The organism is Streptomyces sp. JLBJ103, assembly GCF_058215575.1.
On record NZ_CM177089.1, the window covers coordinates 5,875,909 to 5,900,906 of the forward strand.

The 24,998-nt window shown below is 71.9% G+C and carries 19 protein-coding genes; 12 read left to right on the forward strand and 7 right to left on the reverse strand.

Annotated features, from left to right (window positions below; genetic code table 11):
* Positions 1-154: 154 nt before the first annotated feature.
* From AC4BEG_RS25985 to AC4BEG_RS25995, 3 genes are read right to left on the reverse strand one after another with little or no spacing between them, the layout of a single operon-like run.
* On the reverse strand, positions 155-790 hold the full coding sequence (locus tag AC4BEG_RS25985; protein ID WP_490702158.1) for a TetR/AcrR family transcriptional regulator: 636 nt from the start codon (positions 788-790) through the stop codon (positions 155-157).
* A gap of 35 nt (positions 791-825) precedes the next feature.
* Positions 826-2,910: a YhgE/Pip family protein gene (locus AC4BEG_RS25990; protein ID WP_490702159.1), complete on the reverse strand. Its 2,085-nt coding sequence runs from the start codon at positions 2,908-2,910 to the stop codon at positions 826-828.
* Positions 2,882-3,787, reverse strand: coding sequence for an ATP-binding cassette domain-containing protein (locus tag AC4BEG_RS25995; protein ID WP_490702160.1), 906 nt, complete (start codon positions 3,785-3,787; stop codon positions 2,882-2,884). Before AC4BEG_RS25995 ends, AC4BEG_RS25990 begins: the two co-directional genes overlap by 29 nt.
* A 213-nt stretch (positions 3,788-4,000) precedes the next feature.
* Between AC4BEG_RS25995 and AC4BEG_RS26000 the strand changes: the two genes are divergently transcribed.
* The 3 genes from AC4BEG_RS26000 (at position 4,001) to AC4BEG_RS26010 (ending at position 6,134) form a co-directional block, all read left to right on the forward strand.
* Positions 4,001-4,513, forward strand: coding sequence for an SAV_6107 family HEPN domain-containing protein (locus tag AC4BEG_RS26000; protein ID WP_490702161.1), 513 nt, complete (start codon positions 4,001-4,003; stop codon positions 4,511-4,513).
* A gap of 190 nt (positions 4,514-4,703) precedes the next feature.
* Positions 4,704-5,462, forward strand: a complete 759-nt coding sequence (locus AC4BEG_RS26005) for a methyltransferase (protein WP_490702162.1) — start codon at positions 4,704-4,706, stop codon at positions 5,460-5,462.
* 270 nt (positions 5,463-5,732) lie between these two features.
* Positions 5,733-6,134 (forward strand): SCO2097 family morphological protein, encoded by a 402-nt coding sequence (locus AC4BEG_RS26010; protein ID WP_490702163.1) that lies wholly within the window; start codon positions 5,733-5,735, stop codon positions 6,132-6,134.
* A gap of 406 nt (positions 6,135-6,540) precedes the next feature.
* On the opposite strand, the gene AC4BEG_RS26015 is transcribed toward AC4BEG_RS26010, so the two are convergent.
* From AC4BEG_RS26015 to AC4BEG_RS26030, 4 genes are all read right to left on the reverse strand, one after another.
* Complete coding sequence (locus AC4BEG_RS26015; RefSeq protein WP_490702164.1) at positions 6,541-8,958, reverse strand: transglutaminase TgpA family protein; 2,418 nt, start codon at positions 8,956-8,958, stop codon at positions 6,541-6,543.
* 85 nt (positions 8,959-9,043) lie between these two features.
* The gene (locus AC4BEG_RS26020) at positions 9,044-10,429 is read right to left on the reverse strand and encodes a DUF58 domain-containing protein (protein WP_490702165.1); all 1,386 of its coding nucleotides are present in this window, start codon (positions 10,427-10,429) and stop codon (positions 9,044-9,046) included.
* Positions 10,429-11,517 (reverse strand): AAA family ATPase, encoded by a 1,089-nt coding sequence (locus AC4BEG_RS26025; RefSeq protein ID WP_490702166.1) that lies wholly within the window; start codon positions 11,515-11,517, stop codon positions 10,429-10,431. Before AC4BEG_RS26025 ends, AC4BEG_RS26020 begins: the two co-directional genes overlap by 1 nt.
* 203 nt (positions 11,518-11,720) lie before the next feature.
* On the reverse strand, positions 11,721-12,281 hold the full coding sequence (locus tag AC4BEG_RS26030) for a beta-class carbonic anhydrase (protein ID WP_490702167.1): 561 nt from the start codon (positions 12,279-12,281) through the stop codon (positions 11,721-11,723).
* A 406-nt stretch (positions 12,282-12,687) separates the two neighbouring features.
* On the opposite strand from AC4BEG_RS26030, the gene rsmH reads away from it, so the two are divergent.
* From rsmH to murG, 9 genes are all read left to right on the forward strand, one after another.
* Positions 12,688-13,647: a 16S rRNA (cytosine(1402)-N(4))-methyltransferase RsmH gene (gene rsmH, locus AC4BEG_RS26035; protein WP_490702168.1), complete on the forward strand. Its 960-nt coding sequence runs from the start codon at positions 12,688-12,690 to the stop codon at positions 13,645-13,647.
* Positions 13,648-14,021: 374 nt separating this feature from the next.
* Positions 14,022-14,507 carry a cell division protein FtsL gene (gene ftsL, locus AC4BEG_RS26040; protein WP_490702169.1) on the forward strand — a complete coding sequence of 162 codons (486 nt, stop codon included), beginning with the start codon at positions 14,022-14,024 and terminating at the stop codon, positions 14,505-14,507.
* 112 nt (positions 14,508-14,619) lie between these two features.
* Positions 14,620-16,599: a peptidoglycan D,D-transpeptidase FtsI family protein gene (locus tag AC4BEG_RS26045; RefSeq protein WP_490702170.1), complete on the forward strand. Its 1,980-nt coding sequence runs from the start codon at positions 14,620-14,622 to the stop codon at positions 16,597-16,599.
* 12 nt (positions 16,600-16,611) lie between these two features.
* The gene (locus AC4BEG_RS26050) at positions 16,612-18,372 is read left to right on the forward strand and encodes a UDP-N-acetylmuramoyl-L-alanyl-D-glutamate--2,6-diaminopimelate ligase (protein WP_490702171.1); all 1,761 of its coding nucleotides are present in this window, start codon (positions 16,612-16,614) and stop codon (positions 18,370-18,372) included.
* 62 nt (positions 18,373-18,434) lie between these two features.
* The gene (locus AC4BEG_RS26055; protein WP_490702172.1) at positions 18,435-19,862 is read left to right on the forward strand and encodes a UDP-N-acetylmuramoyl-tripeptide--D-alanyl-D-alanine ligase; all 1,428 of its coding nucleotides are present in this window, start codon (positions 18,435-18,437) and stop codon (positions 19,860-19,862) included.
* Positions 19,859-20,926 (forward strand): phospho-N-acetylmuramoyl-pentapeptide-transferase, encoded by a 1,068-nt coding sequence (gene mraY, locus AC4BEG_RS26060; RefSeq protein ID WP_490707193.1) that lies wholly within the window; start codon positions 19,859-19,861, stop codon positions 20,924-20,926. Before AC4BEG_RS26055 ends, mraY begins: the two co-directional genes overlap by 4 nt.
* Complete coding sequence (gene murD, locus AC4BEG_RS26065; protein ID WP_490702173.1) at positions 20,923-22,374, forward strand: UDP-N-acetylmuramoyl-L-alanine--D-glutamate ligase; 1,452 nt, start codon at positions 20,923-20,925, stop codon at positions 22,372-22,374. Before mraY ends, murD begins: the two co-directional genes overlap by 4 nt.
* A gap of 59 nt (positions 22,375-22,433) precedes the next feature.
* A complete protein-coding gene (gene ftsW, locus AC4BEG_RS26070; RefSeq protein ID WP_490702174.1) occupies positions 22,434-23,885 on the forward strand; it encodes a putative lipid II flippase FtsW in 1,452 nt (483 codons plus the stop codon).
* Between the two features lie 6 nt (positions 23,886-23,891).
* Positions 23,892-24,986: an undecaprenyldiphospho-muramoylpentapeptide beta-N-acetylglucosaminyltransferase gene (gene murG / locus AC4BEG_RS26075; protein ID WP_490702175.1), complete on the forward strand. Its 1,095-nt coding sequence runs from the start codon at positions 23,892-23,894 to the stop codon at positions 24,984-24,986.
* The last annotated feature ends 12 nt before the right edge of the window (positions 24,987-24,998 follow it).

Below are 24,998 nucleotides of genomic sequence, written 5' to 3' on the forward strand. Positions count from 1 at the left end.
CGATGGGGGTCGAACCGCGCCGGGACAGCGCCTTCTGCTGTGTCCTCTGCCGCGTCCTCGTGCTGTGTCCGCTTCTGCTGTGTCCGCTTCTGCTGTGTCCGCGTATCCCTCGGAGCTGTCCGGTCCGTACCGCCGCCCGCCGGGGACCGGGAGGTCAGCCGGAGGCGGGGCTGCCGTTGGCCATGGCGCCGCCCACCCGCCCCTGGAGCAGCAGTGAGAGCGCCGCGTGCACATCGTCCAACGACCGCTCGGGCTGGTACGACTGCCAGTCGAGCGCGGCCACCAGGACCATCCCGAACAGCGCCGAGGCGGTCAGCGGGATATCGATGTCCTCGCTCAGCTCGCCCGCGGCCACACCGTCCCGCAACTCGGCCTCGATCACCGCTATGGCGCGCTGCCGGACCATCATCAGGGTGGACTGCCAGGCGCGGTTGGTGCGCCACAGCTCGGCCACGTACAGCTGGGTGAGCGCCGGATAGCGGGAGATGAAACCGAGCCCGGCCCGGACCATCGCGTCCAGCCCGTCCACATGGCTGCCGCCGCGTTCGGCGTTCTCGTCGGAGGCGTGCTGGAGCGAGGCGGTGAGCAGCTCGACACCGTGCCGCAGCAACTCTTCGAAGAGGACGGTCTTGCTCGCGAAGTTGTAGTAGACCGTGCCCTTGGCCACCCCGGCCCGCTCGGCGATCTCGTCCACGGTGGTGGAGGAGAAGCCCTGTTCCGCGATGAGGGTGACCGCTGCCTCGAAGAGTTTCTGACGGGTGGCCTGGCGGCGTGTGTTGCTGCTGTCCATGGCGCCGATTGTGCCCGTTGCCGACGTGGTCCCGCTCACAGGCTCAGCTCCGGATGCAGCCGGTCGACCGACCACACCTGCTTGCGCCGGGCCGACCACGCGGTGAGGGCGAGGGCGGCCGCGGTGTAGCCGACCAGCACCGCACCGGCCGTCCACACCGGGCCGAGCCCGCCGCCGGTGATCAGCCTGCGCAGCCCGTCCACGACGTAGCTCATCGGCAGGAACGGGTGGATGGCGTTGAAGAAGTGCGGACTGGTCTGCACCGGATAGGTGCCGCCCGCCGAAGTCAACTGGAGCATCAGCAGGGCCAGGACGAGGATCCTCCCGGCCGGTCCGAAGCGGGCGTTGAGCCATTGCACGATCGCCGCGAAGCACGCCGTCACCAGCAGCAGGAAGCCGATGGTGCCCGCCGCGCGGGCCATCTGGAGGCCGATCGCCCAGTGCAGTACGGCCATCAGGGCCACCGTCTGGAGCATCCCGATCGCGGCGACCGGCAGCCAGCCCGCGAGCGCCACTCGCCAGGAGCCGGCGCCCGCGGCGAGCGCGCGCCTGTTGAGCGGCTGGATCAGCATGTAGGCCACCATCGCGCCCACCCAGAGGGAGAGCGGGATGAAGTACGGGGCGAAACCCGTGCCGTAGTTGGGTGCCTTGTGCATCGCCTGGTTGACGAGCTGGACCGGGTCCGACATCACCTCGGTACGCGCGTCACGGTCGTGCTTGTCGTAGTCGGGGATCTTCGCGGCGCCGTCGTGCAGTCCGTCGGAGAGCTTGCCGGAGCCGTCGACCAGTTTGAACATTCCGCCGTTGAGCGTGTTCGCGCCGGTGTGCAGCTTGCCGACACCGGTGTCGAGGTGGGACGCGCCGGTCTTGGCGGTGGTCAGGCCGGTGTGGAGCTTGTCGGCGCCCGTGGCGACCTTGTGCGCCCCGGAGTTGAGCGCGTTGATCTTCCGTACGGCGGAGTCGAGGTCCGTGCCGAGGTGCGGGGCGTTGTCGGCGAGCCAGGTCGCCTTCGTGTGCAGATCGTCCAGCCGGGTGCCGAGGGTGTCGAGCTGATCGGTGTTGTCCTGGACCAGCTTGTTGACCTGCTCGGCCACATCGGCGGCGGTATCGGCGGCGGCCGCCGACTTCTTCAGGGCCGGGCAGTCCGGATCGAGGGTCACCACGCCCTTGCAGCGCGTCCGGTAGTCGGTGGCCAGGTCGTCGGACGCCTTACGGGCTTTGGTGGCCGCGCTGGAGGTGGTCTCCGGGAGGGTGTCGAGGTGGTCGGACGCCTTCTGGGCGGCGCTCGCGACCAGCCGGGAGACTCGGCCGATCTCCGCACCGTTCTTCTTGAGGAACGGACCGACCTTGACCGAGACGTCGTTGACCTTGTCGGAGAGGGTCTGGGTGCCTTCGGCGACCTTGCTCGAGCCCGTCTCCAGTGTGCCGGCGCCCTTGTTGAGCTTGCCGAGCCCGGATTTGAGGTCCTTGCTGCCCTTCTTCGCCTTGGTGAGGCCCTTGGCGAGGTCGCCCGTGCCCTTCTTGGCCTTGGAGATGCCCTTGCCCAGGTTGTCGGCGCCCTGGGCGGCCTTCTTCGTCTTGCCGTGGATGTCGGAGAAGGAGACGAAGATGTTGTCGTAGAAGCCGCGGGACGCCTTGGTGGACGCCGCGGCCCGCACCTCGGTGAAGACGGAGCGGGAGATCTGGCCGACGATGTAGTTGTTGGCGTCGTTGGTGTGCACCTGGAGGGCGCCGGTCTCCGGGGACTTCCCGGAGCTGGAGGCGATCCGCTCGCTGAAGTCCGAGGGCACGGTCAGCGAGAGGTAGTACCGGCCGTTCGCCACGCCGTCGTGGGCGTCGGCGGCGCTGGTGGTGTGCCAGTCGAAGGTCTCGCTGTCGAGCAGCTTCTTGGTGATGTCGTCACCGGCGTGCAGGCTCTTGCCCTTTACGGTGGCGCCGTCGTCGGCGTTGACCAGCGCGACCGGGATCTTGTCGAGCTTGCCGTAGGGGTCCCAGAACGACCACAGATAGAGCGCGCCGTAGAGCAGGGGGAGCAGAAGCAGGGCGGCGAGCGCCGCCCGGGGCATCTTTCCCCTGCCGAAGCGCTTCAGCTCAAGCGCGGCCAGTTTCGGCGAGCGCATCCTCCGCCCCCTTCTTGCTCTTGTCCTCGGCCTGGTCGTCGGCCTCGTCCTCGGCCTGGTCGTCGTTCTTGGTTCCGGTGTTGCTGTCGGCCGCTGTGCCGGTCTCCTGCTCGGTGCCGGTGCCGGTGCCGGTGCCGGTGCGGGTGTCGGAGTCGGAATCGCTCGCCTCGGCCGGGCGGGTCGGGACCACAACGGCGTCCTCGGGGGCCTGGCTGCACACCGCGAGGACGGTGGTGCCACCCTCCGCGATCTCCCGCAGCAGCGCCCAGGCCAGGGCGCGTTCGGCGTCCGAGAGCTTCATGTCGGTGTCGTCGACGGCCAGCAGCCGCGGCCGGGAGATCAGCGCGAGCGCGATCGACAGGCGCAGCGCCTCCAGCCGCTCCAGGTCCCGTACGGCCGTGCGCGGCCCCTTGGGCAGCGTGTCCAGGTCGAGCCCCGCGGTCCGTACGGCGGTGTCGATCGCGGCCCGGGAGGCGGCGGCCCGTTCGCGGCGGGGTCGCAGCAGTCCGCGCGGGGTGTCACCGAACCGGCGCTGCAACAGGGCGCGTTCACGCAGATGCTCGGCGACGGTGAGCACCGGATCCAGCTCGCTGACGCCGGGCACCTGGGCGAGTGCGCTGATCCGGCGTATGCGCGCCATCTGTTGGGGAACCCGGAAGCCACCGACGCTGCCCTGCCCCGCGGCGGGGCGCATCCGCCCGGTGAGGGTGAGGAGCAGACAGGTGCGGCCGGAGCCGGAGGGGCCCTCGACCGCGATCAGTGAGCCGGGGTCGGCGGTGAGGCCGACATCGCGGAACGCCCAGCCCCGCGATCCCTTGACGCCGAGTCCTACGGCCGTCACCGCCGCCCCGGTCTCCCGGTCCGGGGTGCCCTCCACGAGAACCACTCCTCACTGCGCATCCTGGAGTCTGTACGAAATTAAACTGACCGGTCAGTTCAATTCCAAGAATAGGGGAGGCTCGAGCCGGCTGTCGCGCCGGGGGCATGCGTGCAGGTCAGGGCCGATTGTCAGTGGTGTGCCCCACGATGGCCCCATACGGCGGTCGCTCTACCACATGACCGGCCGCCACGCGACGACAGGAGGTTCGTCATGGCCAGTACCGCCGCAGCGCGCCGGCACCGAGCCGCTGCCCCTGCCCCTTCGTCAACCGGCCCCGCCGGCGATGTCCACCCCGTGCTGCGCCGCGCGGCGGCCCCGCCCGCCGCTCTCGACCTGCTCGGCCAGGCCCATCAGGGGCTGGAGGAGGCCGCCGGGCTCGAGACCGCCAACGAGCGCTTCGCCACCGCCCATCTGGCCGCCCTGCGCACGGCCGCGGCCGTGCTCGCGGTGCGCGGCCGGCCCGAGTCCTCCGCCCGCCGCCGGGCCCGTATCCGCAGCGCCTGGGAGGTGCTGCCGGAAGTCGCTCCCGAACTCACCGAGTGGTCCGCGCTGTTTGCCTCCGGCGCCGAGCGCCGGGCCCGCGCGGAGGCGGGCATACGCGACGCGGCCACGTGCCGGGACGCCGATGATCTGCTGCGCGACGCGGCCATGTTTCTGCGGCTGGTGGAGCGGATGCTCCAGCTCCAGCCCGCACTGCCCCAGCAGCCGCCACCGAGGCGGTGAGCGCGCTGTGCACGGGGTCGGCAGGGGTGAGGGGCTGTGCGTGCGGGGGTGCGTCCGATGCCCGGGAGAGGGATGCGCCAGTGCCTGGGAGCCGCCCGGGGCTCCGGAGGCAATAGGCTGGTGCCGACGTCAGTAAGTCGTCGTCATCGCCCCCGGGCGGTGGCGGCACCGCGCCGAGGAGCCACCCGCCGTGTCAGACCCGCAGCGCCCGCGAGCGTCCCTCCGTACCGCCGTGGTGTGGGAGGTCCTGGAAGACGCCCTGGACCGGCGGGCCAAGGCCACCGGTCGGGACGGGGCGCTGGATGTGCTGGACACCGGCGGCGGCAGCGGTAACTTCGCCGTCCCGGCCGCCCGCCTCGGCCACCGCGTCACGGTGGTCGACCCGAGCCCCAACGCGCTGTTCGCGCTGGAGCGGCGGGCCGCCGAGGCCGGGGTCGCCGAGCGGGTGCGCGGTGTGCAGGGCGATGCCCACGGTCTGTTCGACGTCGTCGAGCGGGGCGGCTACGACGCTGTCCTGTGCCATGGCGTCCTGGAGTACGTGGACGACCCCGCCGAGGGCCTGCGGAACGCGGTTGCCGCACTGCGCCCGGCCGGGACGCTGAGCGTCCTCGCCGCGGGCCTGGGCGGCGCCGTGCTGGCCCGCGCGCTGGCCGGACACTTCACCGAGGCCCGGCAGGCGCTGACGGACCCGGAGGGCCGCTGGGGCGCCGGGGACCCGATGCCGCGCCGCTTCACCGCCGACCAGCTGACCGAGCTGGTGGCGGAGGCGGGGCTGGAGGTCGGTGCGGTGCACGGTGTGCGGGTCTTCGCCGACCTGGTGCCCGGGGTGCTGGTGGACACCGAGCCCGGGGCCATGGACGCGCTGTTGCAGCTGGAGGCCGCCGCCGCCGAGCTGCCCGCCTTCCACTCGGTCGCGACCCAGCTGCATGTGCTCGCCGAGCGTGACTGACCCTTCCACCTGCACCGCCGCAGGAGAGACGGCGCAGGTGGAGTAGGCCACAGGCCCCCCGAGAGGCCCCGCGGCCCCGTATGATCGGGGTACACCGTCCGGCATGGCGGATCGGCGGGAGGGGAATGGACGTCTCAGCGTCAACTTTCGCTACTCACGGAACGGTGGGCGAATTGGCGCTGAGGGGCGGGTTTCACGGGGACGATTCCCTGCCTATCCTGAAAGGGTCGCACCCGGTCGCCCCCCGCGACCGACGAGTAGGAGGACTCCGTGCCGCTCTCGGAGCACGAGCAGCGCATGCTCGAGCAAATGGAGCGAGCGCTGTACGCCGAAGATCCCAAGTTCGCGACAGCGCTTGAGGGAAGCGGCCTGCGCACGTACACCCGGCGACGGGTCTACCTGGCGGTCGCGGGTTTTCTGCTGGGCATCGCGCTTCTGATGGTCGGAGTGATCCTCCCGAAGACGTGGATCAGCGTGGTGGGATTCCTGATCATGCTGGGCTGCGCGGTGCTTGCGGTAACGGGCTGGCGCAAGGCGCCCAAGCCCGGTGAGGCACAGCGCCCCGGCGCGGCAGCTCCCCGACGTCAGAGCCGTCAGAGCCGTCAACGCCGTTCGATGATGGACCGTATCGAGGAGCGGTGGCAGCGCCGCCGCGATGAACAGGGCCACTGAGCAGCACCCCTGAGACCCCAAGGGGCGGCCACCATCCGGTGGCCGCCCCTTACGCATGCGCTACCCCGCCGTCCGCCTCCGATGCCGGGCCCCGGCTCCGGGCCGCAGTCCCGGGGCCACGGCCCCGGAGCCGCGCGCTGTCCCGGGACGCGGGCCCCGGCGCACGGGGGGCGACCACATCGCTCACTGACCGGCTGAAACGCCGGTCGTGGCCGGTCCCGGTGCGGGGCGCGGCCCACCGCGTGAGCGCTCGCTCGCGAACCCCGACGTGGCCCGCCCCCACCGCGAGGGGGAGCGCCCGCTCGGGAAGCCCCACCGCGCGGGGGAGCCGCCTGTCTCCTTGCCCTGAGGCCCTGCCGGGAGTCCCAGGGCCCGCAGGCCCGGGATCCGTGAGAGACCCCGAGGATCAGCCTCGGGTGCGGAGCTGGGAGGCCCAGCGGGACCAGCGGGCGGTGCTCCAGCGGTTGACCAGCCTGGACCGGCGGTCGGCGGCCGCCCAGAGCAGACGGGCACCGGAGCGCGGGAACAGGAGCGCGCGCAGGCGCTCCCAGCGGGTGGCGCGGGACCGGAGACCGGCCAGCACCTGGCGGACATCGTCCGCGACGCTCGCGCTCGGGCGCGGATGCGGTGCGTAGAGCACCTGCTCCACCGCCGTGGCCGCCCGGCGGGCCGCCTCCGCCGCCTCACCCTCGAGCCCGGTGATCCGTACGATGCGGGCCACCGCGTTCCGCGAGGTCAGTGAGTCGTCCGGCATCACGCCGAAGTCCCAGGCAGAGTCGATCAGTTCGCGCCAGGCGGCAAGGGTGCGGTCGGCCGCGTCCTGCTCGGTGCGGCCACCTGAGCCGCCCAGCCTGCGGGACCGGACCCGGCGCCGCCACACCATCGGCAGCAGGGGAACCACGACCAGCAGTACCGCCAGTGAACTCCAGCTGGTGACCTTGGACGCGGACCAGCCGCCACCTGAGGAGCCGCTGTCCGGCTGCTGGGCCGCGGCGCCTCCGCAGGCGCCCTCCTTCTTCATCTGCGGGGGGCAGGTGTCCGAGGCGGTCGGCGCGGAGGACGGCTCGGAAGAGGCGCTGGGCTCGTCCGAGGGCTCGTCGCTCGGCTCGTTCGAGGGCGTCTGCTCCATCGTGTAGTCGGGCTGGGTGCCCCGGCTCGGGGTGGGCTCGAAGCGGGTCCAGCCGACGCCCTCGAAGTACAGCTCGGGCCAGGCGTGGGCGTCCTTGAGCCCGACCGACACCGAGCCGTCCGCCTGGGTGGTGCCGGGGGTGAAGCCGACGGCGACCCGGGCCGGGATGCCCAGCGTCCGGGCCATCGCCGCCATCGAGAACGAGAAGTGGACGCAGAAGCCCTCCTTCTGCTTCAGGAACCGGGCGATGGCGGCCGAGCCACTGCCGGACTGCACCTGGGTGTCGTAGCGGAAGCCGCCGTTCACCGCGAACCAGTCCTGGAGCTTGACCGCCTTCCGGTACGCGCTGTCCGCACCCGACGTCACCCGCCGCGCCGTCTGCGAGACCACGGACGGCAGTGAGCGGGGCACCTGGGTGTACTCGCGCAGCAGCCGCTTGGACGGTGCCGGGGCCGCGGCCAACTGCTCGGCCGTGGGCTCCACCAGCAGGCTGGTGACCCGGTAGCGCGCGCCCCGGGTGGTCTGGCCGCGGTCGCCGACCAGCGTGCGGCCCTCCGGCTCGTAGCGCCAGCGCCCGTCGATCTCGACCCGGGACGCGGGGTAGGGGAGGGGCAGCCAGTTCTGCGCGTACCACCCGGCGGCCTTGATGGAGGTGTCGATGGAGGAGACCCGCACCGAGGGGCCGAGCCCGGCCGGTGCCGGCATCTGGTCGGGCACATCCGTGACATGCCGCTCAGAGGACTTCCACGAGGTGCCGTCGAACTTGTCCAGCGCGACGATCCGCAGATAGAGGTCCTGGGTGGTCTGCGAGGAGGTGCGGTACCGCAGCACCTCCTTGTTCTCCGGCTGGTTCAGGCTGTCCTGGAGCGACACCAGCGGATTGACCGCGGAGATGGTGCCGCCGCCGCTGCCCGCGCCGCTGCCGCCGTTCTTCTGGTCCAGCAACCCGCCGTCCAGCGAGGGCAGCGCCGCGGGCACCGCCAGCGCGATGCCCAGCGCCAGCGCACCGATCCGGCGGCCGTTGCGCACCGGGGCGAGCGCCTGACCGCCACCGGCCCCGGCCAGACCGGACGGCGGAGCGCCCCCGGGATGGCGGGCCCCACCGCTGAACACCCGGCCCCACTGGGACAGCCGGTCCCGGCCCTCGGCCAGCAGCAGCAACAGATATCCGGCCGCGGCCACCAGGAACCACAGCCAGTCGCCGCTGTCGTCCGACAGCCCGGCGGCGACCGAGTACAGCGCCAGCAGCGGCAGCCCGGCCGGGGCCGCGCTGCGGTACGTCACCGCCAGCGCGTCGACCACCAGGCCGATCGCCAGCACCCCGCCGACCAGCAGCAGCCGGATGCCGTCGGTGAGCGGGGCCGGGATGGCGTACCGCCCGACGTCGTCCGCACCCGAGCGCAGCAGCAGCGAGAACTCATGGAGGGCCTGCGGGCTCGGCAGCAGCCCGCCGAGCGCCTGACCCCGCGCGAAGACCAGTGTGAGCAGCACCAGCGTGGTCAGGGCCTGGGCGACCAGGGTCAGCGGACGGGCCAGCGGCACCCGGCGGGCGGCCACGCCCACCGCGCTCTGGACCGTCAGCAGCAGCACCGCCTGCACCAGCCATCCGGACGCGTCCACCAGGGGCAGCAGCGCACAGCCGGCCGCCACCGTGGCGACGGTCGCGCATATCGCGAGCCGAACACTTCCACTCATCCCGCGCCCCCCTCCGTCGCCTGTGCCGCGCCTGGGCGGCTGCCCGTGGGGCGGCTGCCCGTGCGCGCGGCCGCGCCTGTGTCACTCATGCCCAGCTCCCTGTCATACCGCCCACCACCGGCGGTCCGGCATCGGCGCCGGACGTGCCCAGAGTGTCGGCCTGCCGCCACAGGTGCGCCAGCGAGGCGCCGGGGCCCACCGGCAGGGCCGTCCAGCCCGCCTCCCGCAGCCGCCGCAGCCGCTCCTCCAGCAGATGCTGCCCCGCGCCCGGCACCCCGCGCGCCCACGCCGCGCCGTCCAGCACAAAGGCCACCGCCGCGGTGGCGCGCTGCCGCATCCGAGCGGCCAGCGCCGCCTGCTCCTCGTCCAGGTCGCCGAAGAAGGCCACCAGCAGCCCTTCACTGCCGCCGCGCAGCACGTCATAGGCGGCGGAGAGCCCGACGCCGTCGGAGTGGTCCACCACCGCGAGGGTGTCCAGCATCAGCCCGGCCGTCTCCGCCGAGTCATGCGTGGAACCGGTGAAACCGCCTCCGCCGTCCGGGCCGGGCACCGAGCTTCCGGTGTCGGTCAGCAGCCGCACCGCATAGCCGCGCTCCAGCAGATGCACCGCGGCCGAGGCCGCGCCGGAGACCGCCCACTCGAATCCGGAATCCGGCCCCGAGCCCTGGTGGGCCAGATACCGGGTGTCCAGCAGCACGGTGCAGTGGGCACGCCGCGGCTGCTCCTCCCGGCGGACCATCAGCTCGCCGTAGCGCGCGGTGGAGCGCCAGTGGACCCGGCGCAGATCGTCGCCGTGCCGATAGCCGCGCGGGATCACATCGTCCTCACCGGCCAGCGCCAGCGAGCGATGGCGCCCGTCCCCGAATCCCGCGGCCTCGCCCGTGAGCCGCACCGCGGGCAGCGGTTCGACCCGCGGCACCACGGTGAGCGTGTCATGGGCGCTGAAGGCGCGGGTCAGCTCGCACATCCCGAACGGGTCGTTCAGCCGGAGCTGGAGCGGGCCCAGCGGATAGCGGCCCCGCAGATCCGAACGGACCCGGTAGGACACCTCACGGCGCCCGCCCGGCTCCACCCGGTCCAGCACAAAACGGGGGCGCGGCCCCAGCACATACGGAACGCGGTCCTGGAGCATCAGCAGCCCGGTGGGCAGCCGCGAGACATTGTCGATCCGCAGATGCACCCGGGCTTCGGAGCCCGCCGGGACCCGGGCGGGCGACAGCCGTCTGCTGCCCGCCACCCGGTACCGGGTGCGGTAGACCACGGCCACGCACACCAGGGGCAGCGAGGCGAGCAGCAGTCCCACCCGCAGCAGATCCGCCTGCCCCAGGACATAGCTGCACACCGCGGCGGCGACCCCGGCGGCCAGGAAGGAGCGGCCGCGGGTCGTCAGCCCGGCGAGCGCGGTGCGCAGCGCTCCCTTGTCCTCCTCACCGGAGCCGTCGGGATCCGCGTCCATCCCCCCTGCCGTCATCACAGCCTCCGCGCGCCCGGCTGCTGCTGGCTATAACCGGCCGGCGGCATGGGCGGCACCGGCGGCATGGGGCCGGAGGGCGGCACGGCACCCGGCTGCGGCATCGCGCCCGGACCGCGCGGGGCAGCCGTGGGCACCGGGGTGCGCTGCACGATCTCCGTGACCACCTGCTCGGAGGTACGGCGGTTCAGCTGGGCCTGCGCGGTGGGCAGCAGCCGGTGCGCCAGCACCGCGACCGCCAGCGCCTGCACATCGTCCGGCAGCGCGTAATCCCGCCCGGCCAGCGCGGCCGACGCCTTGGCGGCCCGCAGCAGATGCAGGGTGGCGCGGGGTGAGGCACCCAGCCGCAGATCGGGGTGGTTACGTGTGGCGGAGACCAACTCCACCGCATACCGCCGCACCGGCTCGGCCACATGCACCGAGCGCACCGCCTCGACCAGCTTGACGATGTCATGGGCGTGGGCGACCGGTTGCAGGTCGTCGAGCGGGGAGACACCGCCGTGGATGTCCAGCATCTCCAGCTCGGCCTGCGGGCTGGGATAGCCGATGGACACCCGCGCCATGAAGCGGTCGCGCTGTGCCTCGGGCAGCGGATAGGTGCCCTCCATCTCGACCGGGTTCTGCGTGGCCACCACCATGAAGGGGCTGGGCAGCTCGTAGCTCTTCCCGTCGATGGTGACCTGGCGCTCCTCCATGGACTCCAGCAGCGCCGACTGGGTCTTGGGCGAGGCGCGGTTGATCTCGTCACCGATCACGATCTGCGCGAAGATCGCGCCCGGCTTGAACTCGAACTCCTTGCGCTGCTGATCGAAGATGCTCACCCCGGTGACGTCCGAAGGCAGCAGATCCGGTGTGAACTGGATCCTGCGCACCGAGCAGTCGATGGACCGCGCCAGTGTCTTGGCGAGCATGGTCTTGCCCACGCCCGGGACATCCTCGATCAGCAGATGCCCCTCGGCGAGCAGCACGGTCAGCGAAAGCCGCACGACCTCGGGCTTGCCCTCGATCACACCTTCCACCGACTGGCGGATCCGGTCCGCTGTGGTGGTCAGATCGCTGAGGCTCGCTCGCTCGTCATAGGTCGTCACCCGGCCCTCCTCGGCCCGTTCTCAGGGCCGCTGCCCTCGGAAACGGACCGGCCCACCGCATACGCTGGCATCGATCCCCCGCCGGACTGCGGGGGACGATGTCACATACGCATTCTTGCGGTCTTCGCGGCCTCGCGTCACTCGGCTGTGGATAACCCGGGGTTATTTGTCACCTCTGCACGAGTTCGGGAGGTAAATCCCCCTCAGTCGCGCGGCTCGATCTCCCGCAGCAGACCCGTCTTGACGTCGAACACGAAGCCGCGGACGTCGTCGGTGTGGAGCAGGAACGGAGAAGTGCGCACCCGCTGCATCGACTGGCGTACATCGCCGTCGAGGTCCTTGAACGCCTCGACCGCCCACGACGGCCGCTGGCCCACCTCGTCCTCCAGGTCGTGCCGGAAGTCCTCGGTCAGGCTCAGCAGACCGCAGCCGGTGTGGTGGATGAGCACCACACTGCGGGTGCCCAGCGCGCGCTGGCTGATGGTCAGGGAACGGATGACGTCGTCGGTCACCACACCGCCCGCGTTCCTGATGGTGTGGCAGTCGCCCAGCTCCAGGCCGAGCGCCTGGTGCAGATCGAGGCGTGCGTCCATACAGGCGACCACGGCGACCCGCTGTACGGGGCGGGCGTCCATACCGGGGTCGGTGAACGTGTCGGCGTACTGGCGATTGGCTTCGACAAGGCGGTCGGTGACCGTACCTCCCTGGTGAGCGTCGCGGTCGGTGGAGTTCTGAGGGTGCGGCTGCGGCGCGGCTATCGACATGATGACGACGTTAAGCCCACCAGGGGATTTTGTCTTTTCTTTAGCTTGCTCAAACGAGGGCATCGGGTGCGCTGAAGGAGTGATTGTGATGCGATCCACACGCCCGCGCCGCCTCCTGGCGCCCTGCCGCGGACGGCGCGCGCACCGGTGACGGGACGCGCTGACCGGTTGATTGACCGAAGGGACGAGTGGACTAAAGTGGCGCGAAGTGGGAGGCGTGACGCTCCCCTTGGATTCCGGATTTTCGCGTGAGCGTGGTGTGTACGTACCCCTCGGCCTCCTCCCGCTCCGGTCGCCTGACGTCACTTCCCCGGCGCCAGTAGGCCGCTTCCCCTTCAGAGCGGGCGGGGACCCGGAGGTGCGTACCCTCCTCGCCCGACCCTCAGAAGGGCGCACGAGCAGCGCAATGAGCAGCAACGCTCTCCATGTTCCCGTCATGCTCCAGCGCTGTCTGGACATGCTGGCCCCCGCTCTCGCCCAGCCCGGCGCGGTCGTGGTCGACTGCACCCTCGGCCTTGGCGGCCACAGCGAGGCGCTGCTGAGCAGCTTCCCGGCGGCCCGGCTCATCGCCCTCGACCGCGACCCGGAAGCCCTCCGGCTCGCCGGTGAACGGCTGGCCCCTTACGGCGATCGGGCGACGCTCGTGCACGCCGTCTACGACGAACTGCCCGAAGTGCTCGACCGGCTCGGCGTACCGCGCGTCCAGGGCGTTCTCTTCGACCTCGGTGTGTCGTCCATGCAGCTGGACGAGGCCGAACGCGGCTTCGCCTACGCGCAGGACGCCCCGCTGGACATGCGGATGGACCAGACGACCGGCGTGAGTGCCGCCGAGGTGCTCAACACCTACCCGCCGGGTGACCTGGTGCGCATCCTGCGCAGCTACGGCGAGGAGAAGTTCGCCAAGAAGATCGTGGACGCGGTGGTGCGGGAGCGCGCGAAGGAGCCGTTCACCAACAGTGCCCGGCTCGTGGAGCTGATCCGCGAGGCGCTGCCGCAGGCCGCCAAGCGCACCGGCGGCAACCCCGCCAAGCGCACCTTCCAGGCACTGCGCATCGAGGTCAACGGCGAGCTGGCGATCCTGGAGCGGGCCATTCCGGCGGCCGTCGCGGCGCTCGCGGTCAGCGGCCGGATCGCCGTGCTGTCGTACCACTCGCTCGAGGACCGCTTGGTCAAGCAGGTGTTCGCGGCGGGTGCGCGCAACACCGCCCCGCCGGGCCTTCCGGTCGTCCCCGAGCGGTACCAGCCCCGGCTGAAGCTGCTCACCCGCGGCGCGGAGCTGCCCACCGAGGAGGAGATCGCGGAGAATCGCCGCGCGGCCCCCGCGCGGCTGCGCGGCGCGGAACGCATCCGCGAGGAGGCAGTGTGAGCGACGCGCGTGTGGCCGCCGGGCTGTGGCTGGTGAGGTGTGGCGCGCTGCTGCGCCGCGCGGGCGGAGAAGCGAACGGGGAGGCAGTGTGAGCGACGCGCGTGTGGCCGCCGGGCTGTGGCTGGTGAGGTGTGGCGCGCTGCTGCGCCGCGCGGGCGGAGAAGCGAACGGGGAGGCAGTGTGAGCGACGCGCGTGTGGCCGCCGGGCTGTGGCTGGTGAGGTGTGGCGCGCTGCTGCGCCGCGCGGGCGGAGAAGCGAACGGGGAGGGGACGTGAGCGGAGCCGGGGCCGGATCGGCGTCCAAAGGATCGGCGTCCAAAGGAACGGGCCCTAAAGGACCGGCGTCCAAAGGGTCGGCGCCTAAAGGGCGGCCGGTGCCGGGGGCCACGACGGCACGGCGTGCGCCCTTCGTCCTGCTCGTCGTCGTCCTGCTCGGCTCCGGCCTGATCGGTCTGCTGGTGCTGAACTCCTCCCTCAACCAGGGCTCGTTCGAGCTGAGCAGACTGGAGAAGCAGACCGACGAGCTCACCGACGACCGCCAGGCGCTCGAGCAGGACGTCGACCGCCTCTCCGCCCCCGGCGCCCTGGAGCGGCGCGCCCGCGAGCTGGGCATGGTGCCAGGCGGCAGCCCGGCGTTCCTCAGGCCGGACGGCACCGTCAGGGGGGTGCCCGCCCCCGCCACGGCGCAGCCCGCACCACTCGGCACCACCGGCGTCTGGGTGCCGCCCCAACTGGCTCGGACCCCGGCCCCGGCCCCGGTGATCCCCACCCCGGCCACCCCGTCCCCCTCGGCGGCCGCCTCCACCACCGGCTCCGCGACCCCCTCCGCCTCCGCGAACTCCGCCCCGGCTCCCCAGTAGGTGACACGGTGACGCGATCCCTTGCCTGCGCCCGGCCCCGCCCGTCCGCGCACCGCTCCCGCCCCGCGGCGGCGGACCCCCGCCCCGCGGAGCCGACGAGGGCGGCCGCCGCGTGACCGCGCCCCAGGACCCGCGCCGCCGTCGGGTGCCCGGCCCGGCGGGTCCGCGCGCCGATCGCCCGCGCCAGGGGGCGCCCCGGCGGCCCGGCGACCGTCCGGGGCCGTCCGGCCGCCGGCCGGGCGGGCGCCCCCGCCCCGGGGCGTCGCAGCAGCTGCGGCTCGGCAGTCCGCGCCCCCGGCTGCGGCTGATCAGCCTCGGCCTCAGCCTCGTGATGCTGGTCTTCGTCGTACGGCTGCTCCAGGTGCAGGCCGTCGACGCCGACGCGTACGCCGCCAAGGCCAACGTCAACCGCTACATCCCGGTGACGCTGGCCGCCCCGCGCGGCTCCATCACCGACCGCGACGGCGTGGATCTGGCCACCACCGTGGACGCGTACGACATCACCGCGGCCCCCGATCTGCTCACGCCGCAGACGGCCCGGATGGACGGCGCGCCCCGGCAGGCCGCCTCCCTGCTCGCGCCGATCCTCGGCAAGGATCAGGCGGATCTGGAGAAGAAGCTCACCGACAACCCCAAGTCGAAGTACGTGGTCCTGGCCCGGCAGCAGAGCCCGCAGGTCTGGAAGCAGATCAAGGACCTGAAGAACGCCCTGGACGAGGCGGCCGAGAAGGGCAAGGGCACCAATGTGCTCGCCGGGGTCAACCGTGAGGCCCACAGCAAGCGGATCTATCCCAACGGGGACCTCGCCGCCGGGCTGCTGGGCTTCGTGGGAGCCGACGGCCGGGGCGCCGCGGGCCTGGAGCAGCACCTGAACAAGGAGCTGGCCGGCCAGGACGGCAAGCGCGTCTACGCACAGTCCGGCGGCCACCAGGTGCCCACCGGCGACGTCGAGGAACAGCCCGCGGTGCCCGGCCGCGATGTGGAGCTGACCATCGACCGCGACCTCCAGTGGGCGGCCCAGAGCGCCATCGCCTCCCAGGTGGAGAAGTCCCGGGCCGACCGCGGCTATGTCGTCGTCCAGGACACCCGCACCGGCGAGATCCTGGCACTGGCCAACGCCCCCGGATTCGACCCCAACGACATCTCCCGGCAGAACGCGGACGTCCTGGGGAACGCCGCGGTCTCGGACGCCTACGAGCCGGGCAGCGTCAGCAAGCTGATGTCCATGGCCGCCGTCATAGAGGAGGGCGCGGCGCGCTGGGACACCCATGTGGTGGTCCCGAACCGGCTGCCCCGCGCGGACCGGGCCTTCGCCGACGACATCGACCACCCCACCTGGTACCTGACGCTCAACGGCGTGTTCGCCAAGTCCAGCAACATCGGCACCATTCTGGCCACCGAGCAGCTCGGCAAGACCCAGCGGCAGACGAACCGGATTCTCTATTCCTATCTGCGGAAGTTCGGGATCGGGCAGCCCACCGGACTCGGCCTTCCCGGTGAGACAAGGGGCATTCTGGCCAAGCCGGACCAGTGGAGCGCCTCGCAGCAGTACACGATCCCGTTCGGCCAGGGGCTGTCGCTCAACGCGGTCCAGGCGGCCTCGGTGTACTCCACCATCGCCAACGGCGGTGAGCGGATCGCGCCCACCCTGGTCCGCGGCTCCACGGGCCCCAGCGGCGACTACGCCGCCGCACCCGGGCCGAAGAAGACCCGGGTGGTGGGCAAGGATGTCGCGAAAACGCTGTCCGGGATGCTCGAGTCGGTCGTCGACGACCAGGAGGGCACCGGCACCAAGGCCAAGATCCCCGGCTACCGGGTGGCGGGCAAGACCGGCACCTCCAACCGCGTGGACCCCAGGACCGGGCGCTACCGCGGCTACACCGCCTCGTTCGCCGGGTTCGCCCCCGCCGACAAGCCGCGGCTGACCGTCTACTGCGCGGTACAGAACCCGACCAAGGGCAGCTACTACGGCGGCCAGGTCTGCGGGCCGGTCTACAAGAAAGTCATGGAGTTCGGGCTCAAGAGCCTCCAGGTGGCCCCGTCCGGCACCAAGGCCCAGCAGCTCCCCGTGAGCTACAGCCCGGGTCAGTGAGCGGGCCCAGCAGTGACGACGATCACGCCGGACCCAGGGAACCGTGGTCCGGTTCCGGCCCGGTTCGCCGCCGAATTTCGCGGGGGACCGGGTGTCCCGGGTACGCTCACCGCCGTGCCCCACGCTGATCAGTCGCAAACCCCTCAGAAGGACGTTTCTGTGGAATATCCAGGAGCGCCCCGCCCCTTCCAGGTCCGCCCGGTCCCCCTGGCGGAGCTGGCGGATCAGCTGGGCGTCGATGCCCCCGAAGCGCCGGCCGGTGCCGCGGTCACCGGGATCACCCATGACTCGCGCGCCGTACGCCCCGGCGATGTGTACGCCGCCCTGTCCGGCGCCCGTCTGCACGGCGCGGACTTCGCCGCTCAGGCCGCCGACCTCGGCGCGGCGGCGGTGCTGACCGACCCTGCGGGCGCCGAGCGCGCCGCCGCCACCGGTCTGCCGGTGCTGGTCGTGGACAACCCGCGCGGCCGGATGGGCGCGCTGGCCGCCACGATCTACGACGAGCCGGGCCGCGCCCTGTTGCAGCTGGGCATCACCGGCACCTCCGGCAAGACCACCACCGCGTACCTCATCGAGGGCGGCCTCCGGGCCGCCGCGAAGGACAACGGCGGCCTCACCGGTCTGATCGGCACCGTCGAGACGCGGATCGGCGACGAGCGGATCAAGTCCGAGCGCACCACCCCGGAGGCCACCGACCTCCAGGCGCTGTTCGCGGTGATGCGCGAGCGCGACGTTCGCTCGGTCGTCATGGAGGTCTCCAGCCACGCCCTGGTCCTCGGCCGGGTCGACGGCTGTGTCTTCGACGTCGCCGTCTTCAACAACCTCAGCCCGGAGCACATGGAGTTCCACTCCGGGATGGAGGACTACTTCCAGGCCAAGGCGCAGCTGTTCACCAAGGCCCGCAGCCGGGCCGCGGTGATCAACTACGACGACGAGTACGGCAAGCGGCTGGTGGAGCAGGCCGAGGTCCCGGTCACCACCTTCTCCGCCGAGGGCCACCCCGACGCCCACTGGCGCGCTGACGACGTCGAGGTCGGCCCGCTCGGCTCGACTTTCACCGCGCTCGGCCCGAACGGCGAGTCCGTACGCGCCGCCGCCCCCCTCCCGGGCCCCTTCAACGTGGCCAACGCGCTCGCCGCCATCGTGGCCCTCGTCGTCGCCGGGGTCGACCCGCAGACGGCCGCCGACGGCGTGGCCGCCGTCCCCGGGGTGCCGGGGCGGCTGGAGCGCGTGGACGCGGGCCAGCCGTACCTCGCCGTGGTCGACTACGCGCACAAGACCGACGCCGTGGAGTCGGTGCTGCGCGCCCTGCGCAAGGTCACCGAGGGCAAACTGCACGCCGTCCTCGGCTGCGGCGGCGACCGCGACCGGCTCAAGCGCGGACCCATGGGCGCCGCGGTCGCGCGGTACGCCGACACCGCCGTACTGACCTCCGACAACCCCCGCTCCGAGGACCCCCTCGCGATCCTCGCCGCCATGCTCGCGGGCGCCGCCGAGGTGCCCGCGCACGAGCGCGGCGACGTACTGGTCGAGGAGGACCGGGCGAACGCCATCGCGGCCGCCGTGGCCCGCGCCGAACCCGGGGACACCGTCCTCATCGCGGGCAAGGGCCATGAACTGGGCCAGGACATCGCCGGAGTGGTCCGCGCCTTCGACGACCGCCAAGTCCTCCGTGAAGCCATCGAGCTGAGCGAGCGGACCAGACAGCGCCAGTCCGATCGCCCTGGGGTGAACGGACAGCACTGGGACAAACATCAAGACAACCAGGGATGACAGACCGCCATGCGTGCACCAGCCCCCTCCAGGCAGCTCTCCCGCACGGCCGGAGGTGATCAGTGATCGCACTGTCCCTCACCGAGATCGCCGGCCTCGTCGGTGGGCAGCCGCACGACATACCGGACCTCGATCTGAAGGTCACGGGTCCGGTCGTGATCGACTCCCGTGAGGTGCGCCCCGGCAGCCTCTTCGCCGCGCTCGCCGGAGAGCGCGTGGACGGCCATGACTTCGCGCACGGCGCGGTCGAGGCGGGTGCGGTGGCGGTTCTGGCCACCCGCCCGGTCGACCAGGTCCCCACGATCGTGGTGCCCGATGTCATCGCCGCCATGGGGGCGTTGGCACGCGCCGTCGTGAAGCGCCTGGGCACCTCCGTGGTGGCGCTCACCGGCTCCGCGGGCAAGACGAGCACCAAGGACCTGATCGCGCAGGCGCTCCAGCGCCACGGCCCCACCGTGTGGACGCCGGGTTCGCTCAACAACGAGATCGGGCTGCCGCTGACCGCGCTGACCGCCGACGAGACCACCGAGCACCTGGTGCTGGAGATGGGCGCCCGCGGCAAGGGCCACATCCGGTACCTGACGGACCTCACCCCGCCCCGGATCGGCCTCGTCCTCAACGTCGGCACCGCCCACATCGGGGAGTTCGGCGGCCGGGAAGCCATCGCCGAGGCCAAGGGCGAACTGGTCGAGGCGCTGCCCGCCGCCGAGGACGGCGGAGTGGCGGTGCTCAACGCCGACGACCCCCTGGTGCGCGCCATGGCGTCCCGTACCGCGGCCCGTACGGTGCTGTTCGGCGAGAGCGAGGACGCCGACGTACGCGCGGTAAATGTCCGGCTCGCCGACGGTGGTCGGCCTGCCTTCACGCTTCACACCCCTACCGGGTGCAGCGAAGTGACCATGCGCCTGTACGGTGAGCACCACGTGTCGAACGCGCTCGCCGCGGCCGCCGTCGCCCATGAGTCGGGCATGTCCGTCGACGAGATCGCCGTGGCGCTCTCCGAAGCGGAACAGCTCTCCCGCTGGCGGATGGAGGTCACCGAGCGCTCGGACGGCGTGACGGTCGTCAACGACGCCTACAACGCGAACCCCGAGTCCATGAGAGCCGCGCTGCGGGCGCTGGTCGCCATGGGCGCCGCTACACCGGGGCGTCGTACGTGGGCGGTGCTGGGCCGGATGGCCGAGCTGGGTGAGGAGTCACTCGCCGAGCACGACGCGGTCGGGCGGCTGGCCGTCCGGCTCAACGTCAGCAAGCTCGTGGCGGTCGGTGGCCAGGAGGCCGCCTGGCTGGACATGGGCGCCAAGAACGAGGGTTCGTGGGGTGAGGAGTCGGTGCACGTGTCCGACGTGCGGGCAGCGGTCGATCTGCTGCGCAGCGAGCTGCGACCGGGGGACGTCGTGTTGGTGAAGGCCTCCAGGTCGGTCGGCCTCGAACGGCTGGCGCAGGCATTGCTCGAGGGTGAGGGTGAGGTCGCCGGCCGATGGGCATGAGGCAGATCCTCTTCGCGGGAGCCATCGGGCTCTTCCTGACCCTGATCGGCACACCGCTGCTGATCAAGCTGCTGGCCCGTAAGGGCTACGGCCAGTACATCCGGGACGACGGCCCGCGGACGCACGGCTCCAAGCGCGGCACCCCGACCATGGGTGGTATCGCCTTCATCCTGGCCACGCTGATCGCGTACGCCGTGACCAAGGTGATCACCGGCAGTCAGCCGACCTTCTCCGGTGTGCTGGTGCTCTTCCTGTTCGCGGGCATGGGCCTGGTCGGCTTCCTGGACGACTACATCAAGATCGTCAAGCAGCGGAGCCTGGGCCTGCGGGCCAAGGCGAAGATGGCCGGACAGCTGATCGTCGGTATCGCCTTCGCGATCCTCTCGCTGAACTTCGCGGACTCGCGCGGGCAGACCCCGGCCTCCGACCGGCTCTCCTTCGTCCAGGACTTCGGCTGGACCTTCGGCCCGGTGATCTTCGCGATCTGGGCGCTGTTCATGATCCTGGCGATGTCGAACGGCGTGAACCTCACCGACGGTCTGGACGGTCTGGCCACCGGCGCCTCGGTGATGGTCTTCGGCGCGTACACCTTCATCGGCGTCTGGCAGTACCAGGAGTCCTGCGCCAACTCCGAGACGCTCATCAACCCCTCGTCGTGTTTCGAGGTCCGTGACCCGCTCGACCTCGCGGTCGTGGCCTCCGCGCTGATGGGCGCCTGCTTCGGCTTCCTGTGGTGGAACACCTCACCCGCCAAGATCTTCATGGGGGACACCGGTTCGCTCGCCCTGGGCGGCGCGCTGGCGGGTCTGGCCATCTGCTCCCGTACGGAGCTGCTGCTGGCCCTCCTCGGCGGTCTGTTCGTCCTGATCACCATGTCCGTGATCATCCAGGTCGGCTCCTTCCGGCTCACCGGACGGCGGGTCTTCCGGATGGCACCGCTCCAGCACCACTTCGAACTCAAGGGGTGGAGCGAGGTCCTTGTGGTGGTCCGGTTCTGGATCATCCAGGGCATGTGCGTGATCGTCGGACTCGGCCTCTTCTACGCGGGCTGGCGGGCCCAGTGACATCCCCCGCCACCGGCCCCGATGTGACCGACCTCGCCGGTCGGCAGGTCACTGTCGCCGGGCTCGGCGTCTCCGGGGTCCCCGCGGCGCGTGCGCTGCGGGGCCTCGGGGCCGAGGTCACCGTCGTCAACGGCAGCGACGGCGAGCCGCAGCGCGCCCAGGCCGCCGAACTGGAGCCGCTGGGCATCACCGTCCGGCTCGGTGACGGCGACACCCTCCCCAAGGGGACCGAACTGGTCGTCACCACGCCCGGCTGGAAGCCCACCAGCCCGCTGTTCCTGGCCGCCGCGGAGGCCGGGGTGCCGGTCTGGGGCGATGTGGAGCTGGCGTGGCGGCTGCGGGGCGCGGACGCGCCGCCGTGGCTGGCGGTCACCGGCACCAACGGCAAGACCACCACGGTGCGGATGCTGGCCTCCATCCTGGAGGCCGCCGGGCTGCGCACCGCGGCCGTCGGCAACATCGGCGTCTCGCTGCTGGACATCGTGCTCGGCGACGAGCCGTACGACGTGCTGGCGGTCGAGCTGTCCAGCTACCAGCTGCACTGGGCGCCCTCGCTGCGCGCCCACTCCGGGGCGGTGCTCAACCTCGCCCCCGACCACCTCGACTGGCACGGCTCCATGGCGGCCTACGCGGCCGACAAGGGCCGGATCTACGAGGGCAACCAGGTGGCCTGCGTCTACAACGTCGCCGACCCGGCCACCGAGGACCTGGTGCGCGCGGCCGATGTCGAGGAGGGCTGCCGGGCGATCGGCTTCACCCTCGGCACCCCCGGACCCTCCCAGCTCGGCGTGGTCGAGAACATCCTCGTCGACCGGGCCTTCGTGGCGAACCGGCAGAAGCAGGCGCAGGAGCTGGCCGAGGTCTCCGATGTGAACCCCCCGGCGCCCCACAACATCGCCAACGCGCTCGCCGCGGCGGCCCTGGCCCGCGCCTACGGGGTGCCGCCCGCGGCCGTCCGCGAGGGCCTGCGCGCCTTCCGCCCGGATCCGCACCGGGTGGAGCATGTCGCGGACGTCGGCGGGGTCGCCTACGTCGACGACTCCAAGGCCACGAACACCCATGCCGCCGAGGCGTCGTTGGGCGCCTACGAGCACATCGTGTGGATCGCGGGCGGGCTGGCCAAGGGCGCCACCTTCGACGAGCTGGTGGTGTCGGCCGCCAAGCGGCTGCGCGGGGTGGTGCTGATCGGCGCCGACCGCGCGCTGATCCGCGAAGCGCTCGCGCGACACGCAGCGGATGTCCCGGTCGTGGACCTCGAGCGGACCGACACTGGGGCGATGGCGGCGGCCGTGCGCGAAGCGGCCCGGCTCGCCCGGCCGGGCGATACCGTCCTGATGGCACCGGCCTGCGCCTCGATGGACATGTTCGTCAACTACAACAAGCGGGGCGACGCCTTCGCCGCGGCGGTCCACGATCTGGCCTCCGGCCGGGTCCCGGACGACCGGTAGCCCGCCGGTCCGTCCCCGCGCGTGCGCCGCTCGCGCGGGGAATCCGGAGGGGATACGAGATGACGCCTGACCAGCCCGCCGCCCCGCGGTCCCGGCCGAGCGCAGCCCGCGCGGGCCGCAGCGCGCCCCGCGCGGGCGCGCCGCCGCGCGTGCGGGCGGCCGTGCGCGCCGGAGGGCGTGCGGCGGTTCTCGCGCGCCCGCGCGGCGGCGGCCGCGGCCCCGGGCGGCCGCGCCGTCCCCCCCGCACCTCGGTGCTGGAGTCGCTGCGTCGCACGCAAGCGCGCGCCCGGCGGGCCTGGGACCGGCCGCTCACCGCGTACTACCTGGTCCTCGGCGGTGCGCTGCTGATCACGGTGCTGGGTCTGGTGATGGTCTACTCGGCCTCGCAGATCAAGGCGATGCAGTCCGGTCTGGCCCCGTCGTACTTCTTCCGCAAGCAGCTCTTCGCGGCGGCGCTGGGCGGCTCGCTGATGCTGCTGGCGGTGCGTATGCCCATCAAGCTGCACCGTGCCTTCGCCTATCCGCTGCTCGCGGTCTCGGTCTTTCTGATGTGTCTGGTCCAGGTGCCCGGGATGGGCATCTCGGTCAACGGCAACCGCAACTGGATCTCCTTCGGCGGTCCGTTCCTCCTCCAGCCCAGCGAGTTCAGCAAGCTGGCGCTGGTGCTGTGGGGAGCCGATCTGCTGGCCCGCAAACAGGACAAGAGGCTGCTGGCCCAGTGGAAGCATCTGCTGGTGCCGCTGGTGCCCGCCACGGGGATGCTGCTCGGCCTGATCATGCTGGGCGGTGACATGGGCACTGCGATCATTCTCACCGCGATCCTGTTCGGTCTGCTCTGGCTGGCCGGTGCCCCCACCCGGATGTTCGTGGGCGTGCTGGCGTTCGCCGGGGCGGTCGGGGTGGTGCTGATCAAGACCAGCGCCAACCGGATGTCCCGGCTCGCCTGCATCGGCGCAACCGAGCCCGGAGACCATGATCAGTGCTGGCAGGCGGTGCACGGGATCTACGCCCTCGCCAACGGCGGCTGGTTCGGCTCCGGACTCGGGGCATCCATGGAGAAATGGGGCGAACTACCTGAACCGCATACCGACTTCATCTTCGCCATTACCGGGGAGGAACTCGGCCTGGCGGGGACGCTGTCGGTCCTCGTTCTCTTCGCGGCTCTAGGCTATGCGGGTATCCGCGTGGCCGGACGCACGGAGGACCCCTTCGTGAGGTACGCCGCGGGAGGCGTGACCACCTGGATCACGGCCCAGGCCGTGATCAACATCGGTGCGGTGCTCGGTCTGCTGCCGATCGCCGGGGTTCCGCTCCCGCTGTTCTCCTACGGAGGGTCCGCCCTGCTGCCGACCATGTTCGCCGTCGGTCTGCTGATCGCCTTCGCACGGGCAGAGCCCGCCGCGCGGGCGGCACTGGCCACGCGGCAGCCTGCTTTGCGGAAGAAGCTGGCTCGGGTGAGACGGAAGACGATGAGACGGCTCAGCAAGAAGCGGCCGTCCGGAGAGCGGTGAATTTCGGTGCATGTTGTACTCGCCGGTGGGGGGACCGCCGGCCACATCGAGCCCGCGCTCGCCCTCGCGGACGCCCTGCGCAGGCAGGACCCGACCGTGGGGATCACGGCGCTCGGCACGGAGCGGGGGCTCGAGACCCGGCTCGTGCCCGAGCGCGGCTATGAACTCGGGCTGATCCCGGCCGTACCGCTGCCGCGCAAGCCCACCCCCGAGCTGATCACCGTCCCCGGGCGGCTGCGCGGCACCATCAAGGCGGCCGAGCAGATCCTGGAGCGCACCAAGGCCGACTGTGTGGTCGGCTTCGGCGGCTATGTGGCGCTGCCCGGCTATCTGGCCGCCAAGCGCCTCGGGGTGCCGATCGTGGTCCACGAGGCCAACGCCCGGCCCGGCCTGGCCAACAAGATCGGCTCCCGCTACGCCAAGTACGTCGCGGTCTCCACCCCGGACAGCAAGCTTCGCAACGCCCACTACGTCGGCATCCCGCTGCGCCGCTCGATCGCCACCCTGGACCGGGCCGCGGTCCGGCCCGAGGCGCGCGCGGCCTTCGGCCTCGACCCCAACCTGCCCACGCTGCTGGTCTCCGGCGGTTCGCAGGGCGCCCGCAGGCTCAACGAGGTGGTCCAGGCGGTCGCCCCGTTCCTCCAGCGCGCCGGGATCCAGGTGCTGCACGCGGTCGGCCCGAAAAACGAACTGCCGCATGTGGACAACATGCCCGGAATGCCGCCCTATATCCCGGTACCGTACGTGGACCGGATGGACCTCGCGTACGCCGCGGCCGACATGATGCTCTGCCGCGCGGGCGCGATGACCGTCGCCGAGCTGTCCGCCGTCGGGCTTCCGGCCGCCTATGTGCCTCTGCCCATCGGCAACGGCGAGCAGCGGCTGAACGCCCAGCCGTTGGTCAAGGCGGGCGGCGGGCTGCTGGTCGACGACGCCGAGCTGACCCCCGAATGGGTGCAGAACCATGTGCTCCCGGTGCTCGGCGATGCGCACCGGCTGTACGACATGTCCCGGCGCGCCGCCGAATTCGGCCGCCGGGACGCCGACGAGCTGCTGGTCGGCATGGTGTACGAGGCAATCGCGGCACGCCGCCAGGCGTGAGAAGGCAGGGAG

What these genes read in the sequence shown, in the direction of transcription:
- AC4BEG_RS25985 (WP_490702158.1), bottom strand. Translation starts at nt 790, where the DNA reads ATGGACAGCAGCAACACACGCCGCCAGGCCACCCGTCAGAAACTCTTC.
- AC4BEG_RS25990 (WP_490702159.1), bottom strand. Translation starts at nt 2,910, where the DNA reads ATGCGCTCGCCGAAACTGGCCGCGCTTGAGCTGAAGCGCTTCGGCAGG.
- AC4BEG_RS26000 (WP_490702161.1), top strand. Translation starts at nt 4,001, where the DNA reads ATGGCCAGTACCGCCGCAGCGCGCCGGCACCGAGCCGCTGCCCCTGCC.
- AC4BEG_RS26015 (WP_490702164.1), bottom strand. Translation starts at nt 8,958, where the DNA reads ATGAGTGGAAGTGTTCGGCTCGCGATATGCGCGACCGTCGCCACGGTG.
- AC4BEG_RS26020 (WP_490702165.1), bottom strand. Translation starts at nt 10,429, where the DNA reads ATGACGGCAGGGGGGATGGACGCGGATCCCGACGGCTCCGGTGAGGAG.
- AC4BEG_RS26030 (WP_490702167.1), bottom strand. Translation starts at nt 12,281, where the DNA reads ATGTCGATAGCCGCGCCGCAGCCGCACCCTCAGAACTCCACCGACCGC.
- rsmH (WP_490702168.1), top strand. Translation starts at nt 12,688, where the DNA reads ATGAGCAGCAACGCTCTCCATGTTCCCGTCATGCTCCAGCGCTGTCTG.
- mraY (WP_490707193.1), top strand. Translation starts at nt 19,859, where the DNA reads ATGAGGCAGATCCTCTTCGCGGGAGCCATCGGGCTCTTCCTGACCCTG.
- ftsW (WP_490702174.1), top strand. Translation starts at nt 22,434, where the DNA reads ATGACGCCTGACCAGCCCGCCGCCCCGCGGTCCCGGCCGAGCGCAGCC.